This window comes from Actinosynnema sp. NPDC050801 (assembly GCF_040673975.1).
Lineage (GTDB): Bacteria > Actinomycetota > Actinomycetes > Mycobacteriales > Pseudonocardiaceae > Actinosynnema.
This window is the reverse complement of the sequence record NZ_JBFAQZ010000034.1, coordinates 1-13,966: the sequence shown is the minus strand read 5'-3', so window position 1 is coordinate 13,966 and position 13,966 is coordinate 1. Positions and strand designations below refer to the sequence as shown.

Below are 13,966 nucleotides of genomic sequence, written 5' to 3'. Positions count from 1 at the left end.
GCGAGGTGTCACGGGCGTCGGTAGGCGCCGGCGGCGATGAGTTCGTCCTGGCGGGCCTGCGCTCGGGCGACCAGGTCGGCCACGGTCGCCGCGGTGACGCCGAGGCCGAAGGAGCGCAGCTTGTCGAGCGGGATGGACAGGAACATCCGCACCAGCTCGGGGGCGACCGACGACGCCCGACCGGCCAGGGACACCCGGCCGAGGAGCGCGGCGAGCACCTGCTGCCCCGCGGGGTCGGCCTGCCACTCGGCGATCGTGGACTGCGCGGTGAGCGGCGCCAGCACGCGGTCGCCGTCGCTGTGCACCGTGGCACGCAGCCGTACGTCGCGCGAGGAGGCTCCCACGCGCACGGCGTAGTCGCCGGGGAGCACCGTCCAGCGCTGCCCGCGCGCGTCCCACGTCTGCAGTTCGGCGGCGGTGAGCGGCAGCGTGACGGTGGCCGTCTCGCCGGGTCGCAGGTCGAGCGTGGCGAAGCCACGCAGCTCCGCGCGCGGGCGGGTCGGCTGCTGTCCCCCGGCAGGGCCGACGTAGAGCTGGGCGACTTCGCGGCCGGGGTGGTCACCGGTGTTCGTCACCGAGAACGCGACCTCCCACGTGTTCTCGGCGTGCTCGACCACCCGCAGGTCGGAGTACTCGAACCGGGTGTAGGTCAGGCCGTGCCCGAACGGGAAGGCGACCGGCCGGTCCACCGCGTCGAAGTGCCGGTACCCCACGTGGACGCTCTCCCCGTACACCGAGATCCCGTCGGCGCCGGGGAAGCTCGGGTAGCTGGGGTGGTCGGCGAGCCGCAGGGGGATGGTCTCGGCGAGCCTGCCCGCGGGCGCGCGGTCACCGAGGAGGAGGTCCGCGGTGGCCTCTCCTCCCGCCTGTCCGAGTAGCCAGCCCTCCAGGATCGCGTTGGCGTGGTGCTGCCACTCGGCCACCGACACGACGCCGCCGTTGGACAACACGACGACCACCCGGGGCGCGACGGCGGCGACCCGCTCCAGCAGGCCGACCTGGTCGGCGGGCAGGTCGATCGTCGTGCGGTCGAAGCCCTCGGACTCGGCGTTCTCGGGCAGTCCCAGGAAGACCACCGCGACGTGGGCGGCTCCGGCGGCCTCGACCGCGGCCCGTGCCAGCGCCTCGTCGCCGGAGCCGTCCACGGCGTACCCCGGTGCGAACCGGACGGCGTCGGCGCCCAACCGCGCGGTGAGCGCCTCCAGGGCCGAACTCACCCCGGTCGGCACGATGCGGGATGAACCTCCGCCCTGGAAGCGGGGTGTGCGGGCGAACTCGCCGATCACCGCGACCGAGGCCCGCGACGAGCGGTTCAGCGGCAGCACGCCGTCGTTGGTCAGCAGCACCGCCGATCGCGCGGCTGCCTCCCGGGCCAGGTCGGCGTTGCGGTCGCGGATCGCCGCCAGCTCCTGCTCGGAGGCGGGTTCCCTGGTCGCGCCGAGCCTCGCTTCGAGGCGGCGCAGGCGCTCCACCACGGCGTCGAGCGCGGACTCGGCCAGCTCGCCCCGTTCGACGGCGGCCACGACCTCGTCGTCGGTGCCGGTCGGCGGCATCTCCAGGTCCAGGCCGGCGCGCAGGGCGGCGACCCGGTCGTCGACGGCGCCCCAGTCGGACACGACGACGCCGTCGAAGCCCCACTCCCCGCGCAGCACCTCGGTGAGCAGCCAGGGGTCCTGGCTCGCGGGGACGCCGTTGACGCGGTTGTAGGCGCTCATCACCATGGCCGGGCGGGCGGTCCGCACGACGTGCTCGAACGCGCGGAGGTAGACCTCGCGCAGGGCGCGCTGGTCGACCTCGGCGGAGACCCGCATGCGGTCGGTCTCCTGGTTGTTCACCGCGAAGTGCTTGACGCACGCGCCGACGCCGGCGGACTGGATGCCTTCGACGTAGGCGGCGGCCAGGCGACCGGTGAGGTGCGGGTCCTCGGAGAAGTACTCGAAGTTGCGCCCGCCGAGAGGTGAGCGCTTGAGGTTCATCCCCGGACCGAGGAGCACGTCCACTTCGAGGGCGGCCGCCTCCTCGGCGAGGGCGGCGCCGACGCGGCGCACCAGCTCCGGGTCCCACGTGGACCCGAGCGCCACCGCCGGGGGGAAGCACGTGGCCGGCACGCTGGTGCCGATGCCGAGCGCGTCACCGCCTTCACGCTGGCGGCGCACCCCGTGCGGCCCGTCGGCGAGCAGGAACGGGCGCACGACGCCCGGCGCCCCGGTCGAGTGCCAGGTGTCGCTGCCCGAGGTCAGCGACGCCTTCAGCTCGATCGAGGGGGAGCGGTCGATCTGGTCGGGCATGGGTGCGGTCTCCCTCATGGGTGGGGTGGGGTCGGCGGGCTGCGGCGTCCGAGCGCGCCCTGCCGGTGCGCCTCAGGCCGAGTCGGTGCGCCAGCCGGTCGTGTCGACGCCGAGCAGGGCGAGGAAGTCGACCAGGCGGGCGCGCATGTCGATCACCTCGGGGGCGAGCAGCCACTGCGTCTGCAGTCCGTCGAGGAGCGCGATCAGCTGCTGCGCCGCCGTGTCGGGGTCCACACCGGGACGCTCGTCGTCCCGGCCCACGAGTTCACCGAGGACCGCCGCGAAGTGCTCCCGCAGGATCTCGTAGCGGCGGCGGAAGTAGGTGTGGGCGGGGTGGTTGACGTCGCTGGCCTCGTTGGAGAGCTTGGCGTACAACGCGACCAGCCCCGGCGTGCGGGCGTTGCGCTCGACGATGCGGACCGTCTGGTCGAGGTGTCCCCAGGCGTCGAGGTGCTCGTCGAACAGGACGACGGCGTCGTCGGCGTCGCGTCGTTCGAGCACCTGCATGAGCAATTCGTCCTTGCCGCCCGGGAAGTGGTGCAGCAGACCCGCGTGGGTGATCTTCGCCTGGGCGGCGATGTCCCGCTGGGACACCGCGAGGTAGCCGAACCTCGAGAACAGGTCCGCGGCGGCTTCGACGATCCGCTCCTTGGTGCGGTCGCCCTTGGTGTACCGGCGGGCGGGCGCGGGCGGGTCGTTCACGACGTGGTCGAGGTCCGGGCTCGTCATCGTGTCTCCTCGTGGGTCGGGTCCCGGTCGGGCAGCACCGGTGATGCGAAAGCGTGCTGGACATCTTGCGTGGTGGTGTGCCTACCATGTCGCCCGGCAGAACTTACCACATGGTTAGTTCTGCGAGATCGGTGTGCGGGCAAGGAAGCCCGGCTGCTCAGAACAGGAGTGACCCATGAGGATCCGCAGGTTCCCGACCGCCGGTTCGGCGTGCGTCGTGGCGGCTGCCCTCGTCCTGGCGGGGTGCGCCGGAGCCGGCGGCGGGACGGCCGGGCAGAGCGATCCGACGCTCGACATCGCCACGATGACCTTCCCCCAGAGCCTCGACCCGGTGACCGCGGTCGGCGGAGCGCTGCCCTTCTTCCAGGCCACCTACGACACCCTGCTCAAGCGCGAGCCCGACGGCGCCTACCGGCCGATGCTGGCCACCGAGTGGACCTGGGACGCGGGTCGCACGAACCTGTCGCTGACGCTGCGCGGCGACGTCAGGTTCGACGACGGCACGCCGTTCGACGGCACGGCGGTCAAGGCGAACCTGGAGCGCTTCAAGGCGAGCAGCGGGGCCAACGCCAAGTGGCTGTCCGGTTTGGAACAGGTGGAGGTGGTCGACGCGACCCACGTCGTGCTGCACCTGGACGCGCCGGACCCGGCCTACCTCCACTACCTGTCCGACGCCGCCGGCCTCATCGCGAACCCCGCGGCGTTCGCCGATGCCGAGAAGCTGAAGACCACGCCCGACGGCACGGGACCGTACGAACTGGACGCTTCCCAGACCACGGTTGGGACGAAGTGGGTCTACCGGCGCGCCGAGGGCTACTGGGGCGAGCGCCTGCCGTTCGACGGCGTCACCATGACGGTGTTCGACAACGAGACGGCCATCGTCAACGGGCTCAAGACCGGCCAGATCGACACCGCCGTCGTCCAGGACGCCAATCAGCAGGCGGCCCTCGAAGGCGCAACCGGCCTGACGACGACTCCGATCAACTTCGACTACCAGGGCATCCTGCTGTTCGACCGCGCCGGTGTGGTCACACCCGAACTCGCCGACGTGAAGGTGCGACAGGCGCTCAACCACGCGATCGACCGCAAGACGATGCTGGAGCAGATCCGCCGGGGCAAGGGCGTGGTCACCAGCCAGATCTTCGGCACCAACTCCCTCGGCTACGACGAAGCCCTCGACTCGCACTACGCCCACGACCCGGAGAAGGCCAAGCGGCTCCTGGCGGAGGCCGGCCACGCGGACGGCTTCGAGCTGAAGATGCCGCGCATGACCTCCATCGTCACCGAAGCCATCGCCTCCTCGCTCAAGTCCGACCTCGCCGATGTCGGGATCACCCTCACGTGGGTCGACGTCGACCAGGGCGACGCGCTGCGGCGCGTCTTCCAGAACCGCGAGTTCTCCGGTTTCGTGATGAACCTCGGGCAGCAGGCCAGCGACTGGCTGGTCATCAAGGACCTCGTGCTGCCGGGCACGTTCAACCTCTTCGGCTACACCGATGAGACGGTGCGGGCGCTGGTGCCGGAGATCCAGACCTCCTCGACCGAGGACGCACGGGACGATCTGCGGGCCCTCAACCGGAACCTCGTGGAGAACGCCTGGTTCGTCCCGTTCTACCGGATGACCTACGCCCTGGTGACCGACAGCGGCGTCACGGCGACGCCCCAGTCGGGCATGGCGGTGCCATCCCTCTACAACTACCGGCCGGCCGCCTGAGGCCGAGGGGAACCCGGGTCCCGCAGGAGGCCGTTCACCATGTCGAGATTCGCTGCCCGCCGCCTGGTCGCGGGCGTCTTCCTCCTCTTCGTCGTCTCGTTCGTCTCGTTCGTGCTGTTGTCGATCCCGACCCTCGACGTGGCGCGGCAGCTGCTGGGGCAGTCCGCGTCGCAGGAGGCCGTGGACGCCAAGAACGCCGAGCTCGGCCTCGACCAGCCGGTCCTCGCCCGTTACGCGCGGTGGCTGGGGGACGCGCTCACCGGCGACCTGGGGACGTCGTGGTTCACCAGCGAGGACGTGCTGACGGCCATCGGGCACCGGTTGCCGGTGACGCTGAGCCTGATGCTCGGCGTCACGCTCGTCACCGCGCTGCTCGCCTTCCTCCTCGGCGTGTGGGCAGGCGTGCGTCGCGGGCCCGTCGACCGGTTCGTGCAGGTGCTCGGCGTCGTCGGGTACGCGTTGCCCGGCTTCCTGGTCACGCTCGTCATCGTGCTGGTCTTCGCCGTGCAGCTGCGGTGGTTCCCGGCGATCGGGTACATCCCGCTGACGACATCGGTCCCGGGGTGGCTGTCCACGGTCACCCTGCCGATCCTGTCGTTGTCCGTGGCGGCCGTGGCCGGCGTCTCCCAGCAGGTGCGAGGTTCGGTCATCGACGTGCTGCGCCAGGACTACGTCCGCACGCTGCGGGCACGGGGTCTGCCGCCCCGGCGCGTGCTGTTCCGCCACGTGCTGCGCAACGCCTCGGCGCCGGCGCTCACCGTGCTCGGCATGCAGTTCGTGGGCCTGCTCGGGGGCGCGGTGCTGGTCGAGCAGATCTTCGGCCTGCCGGGCATCGGCTCCATGACCGTCACCTACACCACGCGCGGCGACACCCCGATCATCATGGGCCTGGTCATGACCACGGTCGTCTGCGTGGTCGTGATCAACCTGGTCGTCGACATGCTCGTCGGCTGGCTCAACCCGAAGGCGAGGGCCGCATGAGCGAGGCGCTCATGTCAGACAACCACCCGGTGGCCGGCGCGGCGACGCCCCGCCGCGCCAAGCGGTCCCGACGGTTCCTGCGCAACCCGCAGGCCGTGATCTCCACGCTGGTCCTCGTGCTGATCGGCGGCGCGGTGCTGCTGGCGCCGCTGCTGTCCACCGACGACCCCGGTGCGGCGGAGCTGAGCAAGGCGTTCGCCGGGGCGGAGCCGGGACACCCGCTGGGGTTCGACTCCGCAGGGCGCGACGTGTGGTCACGGCTGCTCCACGGCGGCCGCAACACCCTCGGAGGCGCGTTGATCGCCCTCGCGGTCGCGCTGTCCGTCGGGGTGCCCGGCGGCCTGGTCGCGGGCTACTACGGCAAATGGTTCGACGCGCTGGCGAACTGGGTGGGCAACTTCGTGATGGCCCTGCCCGCCATGGTCGTGCTCCTTGCGTCGCGGGCCATCCTCGGCCCGACCATGTGGGTGCTCATGGTCGTCCTCGGCGTGCTCGCCGCGCCGAGCTTCTTCCGGCTCGTGCGCGGCATCGTCGCCAACGTGCGCGGTGAGCTGTACGTCGACGCCGCCCGCGTGTCCGGGTTGCGCGACCGCCGGATCATCGCCCGGCACGTGCTGATCGTGGTCCGCGCGCCGATCATCATCCAGACAGCCCTGGTCGCGGGTATCGCCATCAGCCTGCAGGCGGGTCTGGAGTTCCTGGGCATCGGCAGCGGTGACCTGCCGACCTGGGGTGCCATGCTCAACGAGGCGTTCCAGAACGTCCAGCGCAGCCCGCTGTTCATGGTGTGGCCGGGGCTGGCACTCGGTATCACCAGCGCCGCGCTGGTACTGCTGGCGAGCGCGCTCCGCGACGTCCTGGAGGACGGGGACGCCAAACCCTCGAAGCCGCGGGCCGCCCGCCGTGCCCGAGTGGTCGCATCCGCGACCCGGGACGATGCTGGGCCGCGGGCGGCGTTGCTGTCCGTGCGCGACCTCGCCGTGTCCTACGGCGCCGGCACGTCGGCCGTCGACGTGGTGCGCGGAGTGGACCTCGACGTCTCCGAGGGCGAGGTGGTCGGCCTGGTCGGCCAGTCGGGCTCCGGCAAGTCGCAGACGGCGTTCTCGGTGCTGGGCATCCTGCCCGAGGGCGGTCGCGTCACGCGGGGCAGCATCCTCCTCGCCGGCACGGAGGTCGTCGGGCTCTCCGAGAAGGGGTACCACGCGTTGCGGGGTGACGTGGTCGCCTACGTGCCGCAGGAGCCCATGACCAACCTCGACCCGGCTTTCACCATCGGCAGCCAGCTGGTGGAACCGATGCGGCTGCGGCTCCGGCTCTCGCGCAAGGCCGCAGCCGAGCGCGCACTGGAGCTGCTGCGTCAAGTGGAGATCGCCGACCCCCGGAAGGTCTTCCACGCCTACCCGCACCAGATCTCCGGGGGCATGGCGCAGCGGGTGCTCATCGCCGGGGCGATGAGCTGTGACCCCAGACTGCTGATCGCCGACGAGCCGACCACCGCGCTCGACGTCACCGTGCAGGCCGAGGTGCTGGAACTGCTCCGCCGACTGCAAGCCGACCGTGGCCTGGGCGTGCTGCTGGTGACGCACAACCTCGGCGTCGTCGCCGACCTCTGCGACCGCGTCGCGGTCATGAACGCCGGTCGCATCGTCGAGACCGGCAACACCGAGCAGGTCCTCGCGGACCCGCGCCACCCGTACACCCGAACCCTGATCGACGCCGTGCTCGACGACGCCCCCGCCAGGCCCGCCTGGGTCGCGCCCCGAGCCGACGACGGCACGGAGGTCCCGGCATGAGCAGCGTGTCACCCGAGCCTCCGACCACCTCGGTGGCGCCACCCGGACCGCGGGTGCTCGACGTCCGCGACCTGCGGGTGTCCTTCCCGGGCAAGGGGTGGCGCGCCCCGCGGGTGGAGGTCCTGCACGGCGTGTCGCTCGACATCCGGCCCGGCGAGACCGTGGGCCTGGTGGGCGAATCCGGCTCCGGCAAGACGACGATCGGACGGGCCGTCCTCGGCCTCGCCCCGGTGCACGACGGGACGGTGCAGTTCCTCGGCGAGCGCATCGAGCACGTCCCCAACCGGCGGCGTCGCCGGCTCAGCCGCGACCTGCAGGTCATCTTCCAGGACCCGTTCGCCTCCCTGAACCCGTCCATCCCGGTCGGCGACACGCTCGCCGAACCGCTGCACGCGCAGGGCATTCCGGGGCAGGAGGCTCGGCGCAGGGTCCTCGACCTCCTCGACCGCGTCACCCTTCCCTCCGACGCGGCCCAGCGGCTTCCCCGTGAGTTCTCCGGCGGGCAGCGCCAGCGCATTGCCATCGCCCGGGCGCTCGCCATCGGCCCGAAGCTGATCGTGTGCGACGAGCCGGTCTCCGCGCTCGACCTCACCACGCAGCGCACCGTGCTGGACCTGCTGCTGGAGATCCAGGAGCAGACGGGGGTCGCCTACCTGTTCATCTCCCATGACTTGTCCGTGGTGCGCTACATGAGCCACCGGGTCAACGTCATCCACCGCGGCCTCATCGTCGAGTCGGGAGACGCCGGACAGGTCACCACCGCGCCCCGGCACGCCTACACCCAGCGACTGCTGCTGTCGGCCCCCGTCGCCGATCCTGCCGTGCAGCGGACCCGACGAGCCGCGCTGGACCAGCGGCGCGCGGAGGAGAACGCATGACGCCGGGCCTTGCCCTCGTGCCGCTCCCGTCGCACGTCGAGACGACCCGAGCGGAATCCGTCGCCCTCGCGACCGCGGGGACGGTCACCGTGGCCGTGCCGCGCGACCTCGCCCGGGGCGTGACCGACTGGTTCGCGACCTGGGCACAACGGCTGCACGGATTGGACGTCCGCGTGGTCCCGCACGGGGAACCGCGAGCCGACGTCGTGGTCGTCGTGGCCGATCCCGAGGCACTGGGACTGGCGTATCTGCAGGGTCCGGACGGGGTCGACCCCCGCGCGGCCCCTGCCGATGAGCGGTACCGGCTGACGGTCCGCCCCGAGGGCGTGCTCGTCGAGGCCGCAGGTGACGAAGCCGCCTTCCGCGGCCTCACCACCCTGCTCCAACTCGTCGACCCCGCGCAGACCGTCCCCGGCGTCACGATCGAGGACGGACCCGCCTACGCGTGGCGCGGCCTCTCACTCGACGTCGTGCGCCACTTCTTCCCGCCCGAGGAGGTCTGCCGCGTCGTCGACCTCCTCGCCTGGTACAAGCTTGACGTCCTGCACCTGCACCTCACCGATTCGCAGGCGTGGCGCGTGGAGGTCACCGGTCGTCCTCGGCTCACCGGCCCTCACCTCACCGCGACCGCGGACTTCTACTCGCGGGCGGACCTCGCCCGGATCATCGCGTACGCGGCGGAGCGCTACGTCACGGTGGTCCCCGAGTTCGACGTGCCCGGCCACGTGATCGCCGCTTTCACTGCCTACCCGGAACTCGCCGGCGGTACGGAACCGGCACACCCGTACGTGCGCTACCTCGACCCCGACATCCCAGAGGCCGCCGCCTTCGCCCGAGACGTGCTCCACGAACTCGTCGACCTGGCACCGGGACCGTTCGTGCACCTGGGGGCCGACGAGCCGTTCGGCATGCCGGAGCAGGCGTACCGGCGGTTCGTCCGGGACGCGCATGCACTGCTCCGCTCCCGCGGCAAGCGCGTCGCGGCCTGGCAGGAAGCCGCCCGGGCGCACTGCCTGGACGGTGACGACCTGCTGCAGTACTGGATCGGCCCCGACAACCCCTTCGACGTGGAACAGCTCAAGGCGCGGGCCCCGGCCGCGCTGCACCCCGTGATCGACGACGCGGCCCGGCTGTTCGCCCTCGCACCGCAAGACGTGCCTACCGCAGCCGCAGCAGGCGTTCCGGTACTGGTGTCCTCCAACACCATGCTGTACCTGGACCGCCCCTACGCGGACGCTGCGGCCGACGAGGAGGCGGAGCGGAGGAGGGGGCGCGTGGGACACCGCGACTACGTGGCGCGCAGCCCAGAGGAGGCGTTCGCCTGGCATCCGAGCACCCTGCCTGAACTCGAGGCTGCCGGCGCCCGGATCGCCGGTGTCGAGGCGGCGATCTGGTGCGAGACGGTCGACTCGTTCGACGACCTCGCGTTCCTCCTGCTCCCGCGCCTCGCGGGAGCAGCGGAGAAGGCCTGGACTCGGCAGGCCACCGACTGGCCCGACCACAGTTCGCGTCTCGTCCCACACGCCGGGGCGTGGAACCTCCTGGGGTTCCGCGCCGCCTACCGCGCAGCCGTCGCGAACGCTGGCGCACCGGAACACGGCAGCCACGATCAAGCCGATGCCTGAACTCAGTGGCGCCACTGACGGCTCCGGCCGGCTGCGCAACTGGGTGCGCCAGGCCGAGGTCGACGGCGGGCAACGTCCGGGAACCACGACGGACGAGGTGGCGGAGCTCAAGCGGTTGCGGCGCGAGCAAGCGGAACTGAAGCGTGCCAACGAGATCCTGAAGTCCGCGGCCAGTTTCTTCGCGGCGGAGCTCGACCGCCCACACACCAGGTGATCGCCTACATCGACGCGCACAGGGACCGATTCGGTGTCGAGCCAGTATGCGCCGTCCTGCGCCAGGCGGGAGTCGCGATCGCCCCGAGCAGCTACTACGCGGCCAAGGGTGCCGACGCTGGAGCAGCAGCGGGAAGCGGAGCGAGGCGGTGCCGCCGATCCGGGTCGATTCCGGCTGGTGTGCCCGGTGTTGCGGCAGGTGGTGCAGTTCCATCTGATCTGGCGGCGTGAGCTGCACACCGACCTGGACCGGCCGCTGCACCCGGAGGCCATCGTGACGGCCGAGGCGGTGGGCTGGTGGTCTCAGTTGGGGCGGTTCTGCGGGTTGGCGACCGGGTCGCGTTCGACGGCGACGAGTACCTGGTGGTGGGGCTGGCGGGCTCGGCGGTCCGGTTGCGCGCGGACGCCAGCGGGGAGCAGGTGGTCCTGGCCAGGCACCTGATGGCCGCTGCGGACTTCGCGGTCCTCGACAGTCCTGGGTTGTCCGCGGTCGAGCCGTTCGGGTTGCTCGACGCCCTGCCCGCCGGGGCCGAACGGTGGCGTGACCACGTGATCGAAGCGCAGACCGGTCTGCCACCGGGAGCCGGGCCCGGCGCGGTCCCGCGACCCGGTTATGACCCTCACAGCACAACACTGGCCGAGCGTCAGCACGTCAAGGCGACCGAGTTGGGCATCGGGTACCGCACGATCGAGCGCAAGCGCGCCCACTTCGAGGCCGGGTCGGTGGACGTCCGACGCGTCGCCGGGCGCTGTAGTCCCACTTGCGGGCAACGAGTCTGCGGTGCCAGGCGAGCAGGGTGGTCGGCGTGACAGGGAAGGCCTCTCGCCAACGGCGACGATCCACCAGCCCGGACAGGGCGGCGAACCAGAACCGGTCCGCGGGCTCGTAGCGCACCGGACCTGCGAGTTGCCGGCGCAGGGCCGCGTTCTCGTGCCGTAGGACGAGCAGTTCGGCGTCCTTCGCCGTCTCGTTGCGCAGCACCACTGACGGTACGGACAGCAGCCTTCGGGTCACCTTGAACAGCAGGGATACGACCACCCGGACATGTTCCCAACACCGTGACAGCCTTGCTCTACCAGCAACGATGACTCTTCGAGCGGCACACCATCGGCATGCCCGCGAACCCCGGCGAACCTCCCCGGGATCGACTGCCCGGATCGCGGCCTTGATCAACGGTTGGCGAAAGGCTGCGGGCAGCTCGACGGCAGCCTCGGCGGGGCCCGGTGTCTCATACAGGACTTCCCCGAAAACCTTCCCGTTACATCTTGACGTCGTCGATGTTATCGCTCACAGTCCACCTGGTGCGTTCGTCACACCGCCAGTTGGTCTAATGATCAACTACATCCCTACATGTTCATGCCCGGATTCGTCAGCACCCCAGTAGGGGTGTTAGCGCTAACAAGTTGTGTTGGGGGCCGTCGTCCGTGCGCGGGTGGCGTCGGGGCCCGCGCCGATGCGGCCCGCCTCATGTCGGCGATCCCAATGATGGAAGGAAAGACGCTATGTCGGTTGGGTTTGCGCGCGCCGCGAGGTGGCGTCGTCGGTTGCGGTCGGGGTTGGCCGCCGCGGCGGCGGTGGCGTTCGTGGGCGGGTTGCTCTCGGTGGTCACGACGTCGGCGTCGGCCGCCACGGTGGACACCGCCGCCTGGTACGTACTGGTGAACCGCAACAGCGGCAAGGCCCTCGACGTCTACAACTTCTCCACCGCCGACGGCGGCAACGTCGTCCAGTGGGCCCGCACCAACGCCGACAACCAGCAGTTCCAGTTCGTGGACTCCGGCGGCGGCTACTACCGGATCAAGTCGCGGCACTCGGGCAAGGTGCTGGACGTGTCCAGCTGGTCGACGGCCGACGGTGCCGCCATCCACCAGTGGGCCGACCACAACGGCACGAACCAGCAGTTCCGGTTGGCAGACTCCGACGGCGGCTACGTGCGCCTGGTCAACCGCAACAGCAACAAGGCGGTCGAGGTCCAGAACGCGGCGACCAACGACGGCGCCGGCGTCGTGCAGTACAGCGACTGGGGCGGCGCCAACCAGCAGTGGCAACTCGTCCGGGTCGGCGGGGGCAGCGGCACCTGCACGCTGCCGTCGACGTACCGCTGGACATCGACCGGCCCGCTGGCAACCCCGAAGGCGGGATTGGCCTCGCTCAAGGACTTCACCGCCGTCGTCCACAACGGCCAGAAGATCGTCTATGCCACGACGCACAACACCCTCACCGGTCAGGACGGGAGGTGGGGATTGACGACCTTCACCCCCTTCACGAACTGGTCCGACATGGCCACCGCCACCCAGAACACGATCACCCAGGACACGATTCCCGTCGACGCCTTCGCGCCGACGCTGTTCTACTTCGCCCCGAAGAACCTCTGGGTGCTCGCCTACAACGGGGGTTGGCCACAGCCCTTGTCCTACCGCACCTCGAGCGACCCCACCAACCCCAACGGCTGGTCCGCGGAGCAGGTGCTGTTCACGGGCACCCTCCCGGTTGGGGCCCCCCTCGACGTGACCCTCATCGGCGACGACACGAACATGTACCTGTTCTTCGCCGGCGACAACGGCAACATCTACCGGTCCAGCATGCCCATCGGGAACTTCCCCGCCAGCTACGGCTCGTCGTACACGACGATCATGAGCGACACGAAGGAAAAGCTGTTCGAAGCGCCGGAGGTCTACAAGGTCCTGGGTCAGAACCAGTACCTCATGATCGTCGAGGCGATGGGCGCGAACGGGCGCTTCTTCCGCTCGTTCACCGCCACCAGCCTGGACGGCACGTGGACACCGCAGGCCGACACCGAGAGCAACTCCTTCGCCGCCAAGGCCAACAGCGGCGTCACCTGGACCAACGACATCAGCCACGGCGATCTGCTTCGGACCAACCCCGACCAGACCAAGACCGTCGACCCGTGCAACCTGCAGTTCCTCTACCAGGGGCGCGACCCCAGCTCGGACGGCATGGACTACGGCATCCTGCCGTACCGGCCGGCCGTGCTGACACTGCAGCGCTAGTCGGTGGCGTGACACAGGTCCGGCTCCGGTGTTCCCGACGTCCGCGGGCGACGACGTACGCCGAACCGGGTGAGCGTCACGGCGCGCGATCAGGAACGGGTGGAGCTTAAGCGGGCGGGCTCGGCACAAGGCCGAGCCCGCCCGTGCACGCGGAGAACCCGGATGGTGGCGGCCTCGTCCTGGTCGACCACGAGACGCGGAACGTGCCACGCCTGGTGAGGTGGTCGGTTCCGGGGTTTGTCGAGTGAGCCGGGGTCGCCGGCGTCCGAGGTGATCACCGGGCGGCGGCGTAATCGTGCTGCTGGTTGATGCACACGTTGGTGGCAATGATCGGCGGGGTGGGTGGCTTGTCGACGAACCGTTCGGGGTTGCGCCGGCAGGCGGCGGTCAGGACGTCGGCGCGGGCGGCGACCATCCAGACGACGGTGTAGCGGCTGCCATGGGACGCCGACCGGCCGAACCCGAACTCTGGCCCGTATTCGGCCCGGACACCCGTGGACGGCCGGACTTCACCGGACATGGCCGGACAGACGACTAAGGCCCTTGACCAGCGTATACGCCGGTCAAGGGCCTTTTCGTGCTGGTGGAACGATGTGCCCCCGGCGGGATCGCACCAAAGGATGGGACCTGGGCTGGCCTGAGGTTGTCCCCTTGAACCGGACACCCTGATCCCAGACAGCGGTCTGGGGAAGGATGTTCCCCGTGTCAGGCAAGTCGAAGTACCCCGAGCAGT

Annotated in this window: 10 protein-coding genes, 1 pseudogene and 1 other annotated feature; of the genes and pseudogenes, 8 read left to right on the top strand and 3 right to left on the bottom strand. The window is 70.6% G+C overall.

The genetic code is table 11. The features are described from left to right. Window positions 1–8 precede the first annotated feature (8 nt). Together AB0K14_RS38220 and AB0K14_RS38215 are read right to left on the bottom strand one after the other, a co-directional pair. Window positions 9–2,288 (bottom strand): glycoside hydrolase family 3 N-terminal domain-containing protein, encoded by a 2,280-nt coding sequence (locus AB0K14_RS38220; RefSeq protein ID WP_360465772.1) that lies wholly within the window; start codon window positions 2,286–2,288, stop codon window positions 9–11. 72 nt (window positions 2,289–2,360) lie between these two features. Next, window positions 2,361–3,017 (bottom strand): TetR/AcrR family transcriptional regulator, encoded by a 657-nt coding sequence (locus AB0K14_RS38215; RefSeq protein WP_360465770.1) that lies wholly within the window; start codon window positions 3,015–3,017, stop codon window positions 2,361–2,363. Between the two features lie 175 nt (window positions 3,018–3,192). Here AB0K14_RS38215 and AB0K14_RS38210 point away from each other — a divergent pair, with 175 nt between their 5' ends. The 8 genes and pseudogenes from AB0K14_RS38210 to AB0K14_RS38175 all read left to right on the top strand — a co-directional run bounded on the left by AB0K14_RS38210 (window position 3,193) and on the right by AB0K14_RS38175 (window position 13,233). Further along, entirely contained in the window at window positions 3,193–4,731 is a 1,539-nt protein-coding gene (locus AB0K14_RS38210) for an ABC transporter substrate-binding protein (RefSeq protein WP_360465767.1), read from the top strand. A gap of 39 nt (window positions 4,732–4,770) precedes the next feature. Further along, a complete protein-coding gene (locus AB0K14_RS38205; protein ID WP_360465766.1) occupies window positions 4,771–5,712 on the top strand; it encodes an ABC transporter permease in 942 nt (313 codons plus the stop codon). Next, window positions 5,709–7,505, top strand: coding sequence for a dipeptide/oligopeptide/nickel ABC transporter permease/ATP-binding protein (locus AB0K14_RS38200; protein WP_364340292.1), 1,797 nt, complete (start codon window positions 5,709–5,711; stop codon window positions 7,503–7,505). The genes AB0K14_RS38205 and AB0K14_RS38200 overlap by 4 nt, the downstream gene beginning before the upstream one ends. Next, a complete protein-coding gene (locus tag AB0K14_RS38195) occupies window positions 7,502–8,383 on the top strand; it encodes an ATP-binding cassette domain-containing protein (protein ID WP_360465761.1) in 882 nt (293 codons plus the stop codon). The genes AB0K14_RS38200 and AB0K14_RS38195 overlap by 4 nt, the downstream gene beginning before the upstream one ends. After that, on the top strand, window positions 8,380–10,008 hold the full coding sequence (locus AB0K14_RS38190; protein ID WP_360465758.1) for a family 20 glycosylhydrolase: 1,629 nt from the start codon (window positions 8,380–8,382) through the stop codon (window positions 10,006–10,008). The genes AB0K14_RS38195 and AB0K14_RS38190 overlap by 4 nt, the downstream gene beginning before the upstream one ends. Before the next feature lie 91 nt (window positions 10,009–10,099). After that, window positions 10,100–10,329: pseudogene (locus AB0K14_RS38185) on the top strand (IS3 family transposase); the annotation flags it as partial. After that, window positions 10,177–10,276: a sequence feature (AL1L pseudoknot), on the top strand. (Overlaps the previous pseudogene by 100 nt.) Before the next feature lie 189 nt (window positions 10,330–10,518). Continuing rightward, window positions 10,519–11,031: a hypothetical protein gene (locus AB0K14_RS38180; protein WP_360465756.1), complete on the top strand. Its 513-nt coding sequence runs from the start codon at window positions 10,519–10,521 to the stop codon at window positions 11,029–11,031. A gap of 693 nt (window positions 11,032–11,724) precedes the next feature. Next, on the top strand, window positions 11,725–13,233 hold the full coding sequence (locus AB0K14_RS38175) for a non-reducing end alpha-L-arabinofuranosidase family hydrolase (RefSeq protein ID WP_360465753.1): 1,509 nt from the start codon (window positions 11,725–11,727) through the stop codon (window positions 13,231–13,233). 274 nt (window positions 13,234–13,507) lie between these two features. On the opposite strand, the gene AB0K14_RS38170 is transcribed toward AB0K14_RS38175, so the two are convergent. After that, the gene (locus AB0K14_RS38170; protein ID WP_360465750.1) at window positions 13,508–13,753 is read right to left on the bottom strand and encodes a hypothetical protein; all 246 of its coding nucleotides are present in this window, start codon (window positions 13,751–13,753) and stop codon (window positions 13,508–13,510) included. Window positions 13,754–13,966: the final 213 nt, after the last annotated feature.

Excerpts from the sequence above, each read along its gene's own strand:
- AB0K14_RS38220 (WP_360465772.1), bottom strand. The coding sequence starts at position 2,288 with ATGCCCGACCAGATCGACCGCTCCCCCTCGATCGAGCTGAAGGCGTCG.
- AB0K14_RS38215 (WP_360465770.1), bottom strand. The coding sequence starts at position 3,017 with ATGACGAGCCCGGACCTCGACCACGTCGTGAACGACCCGCCCGCGCCC.
- AB0K14_RS38210 (WP_360465767.1), top strand. The coding sequence starts at position 3,193 with ATGAGGATCCGCAGGTTCCCGACCGCCGGTTCGGCGTGCGTCGTGGCG.
- AB0K14_RS38205 (WP_360465766.1), top strand. The coding sequence starts at position 4,771 with ATGTCGAGATTCGCTGCCCGCCGCCTGGTCGCGGGCGTCTTCCTCCTC.
- AB0K14_RS38200 (WP_364340292.1), top strand. The coding sequence starts at position 5,709 with ATGAGCGAGGCGCTCATGTCAGACAACCACCCGGTGGCCGGCGCGGCG.
- AB0K14_RS38195 (WP_360465761.1), top strand. The coding sequence starts at position 7,502 with ATGAGCAGCGTGTCACCCGAGCCTCCGACCACCTCGGTGGCGCCACCC.
- AB0K14_RS38190 (WP_360465758.1), top strand. The coding sequence starts at position 8,380 with ATGACGCCGGGCCTTGCCCTCGTGCCGCTCCCGTCGCACGTCGAGACG.
- AB0K14_RS38175 (WP_360465753.1), top strand. The coding sequence starts at position 11,725 with ATGTCGGTTGGGTTTGCGCGCGCCGCGAGGTGGCGTCGTCGGTTGCGG.
- AB0K14_RS38170 (WP_360465750.1), bottom strand. The coding sequence starts at position 13,753 with ATGTCCGGTGAAGTCCGGCCGTCCACGGGTGTCCGGGCCGAATACGGG.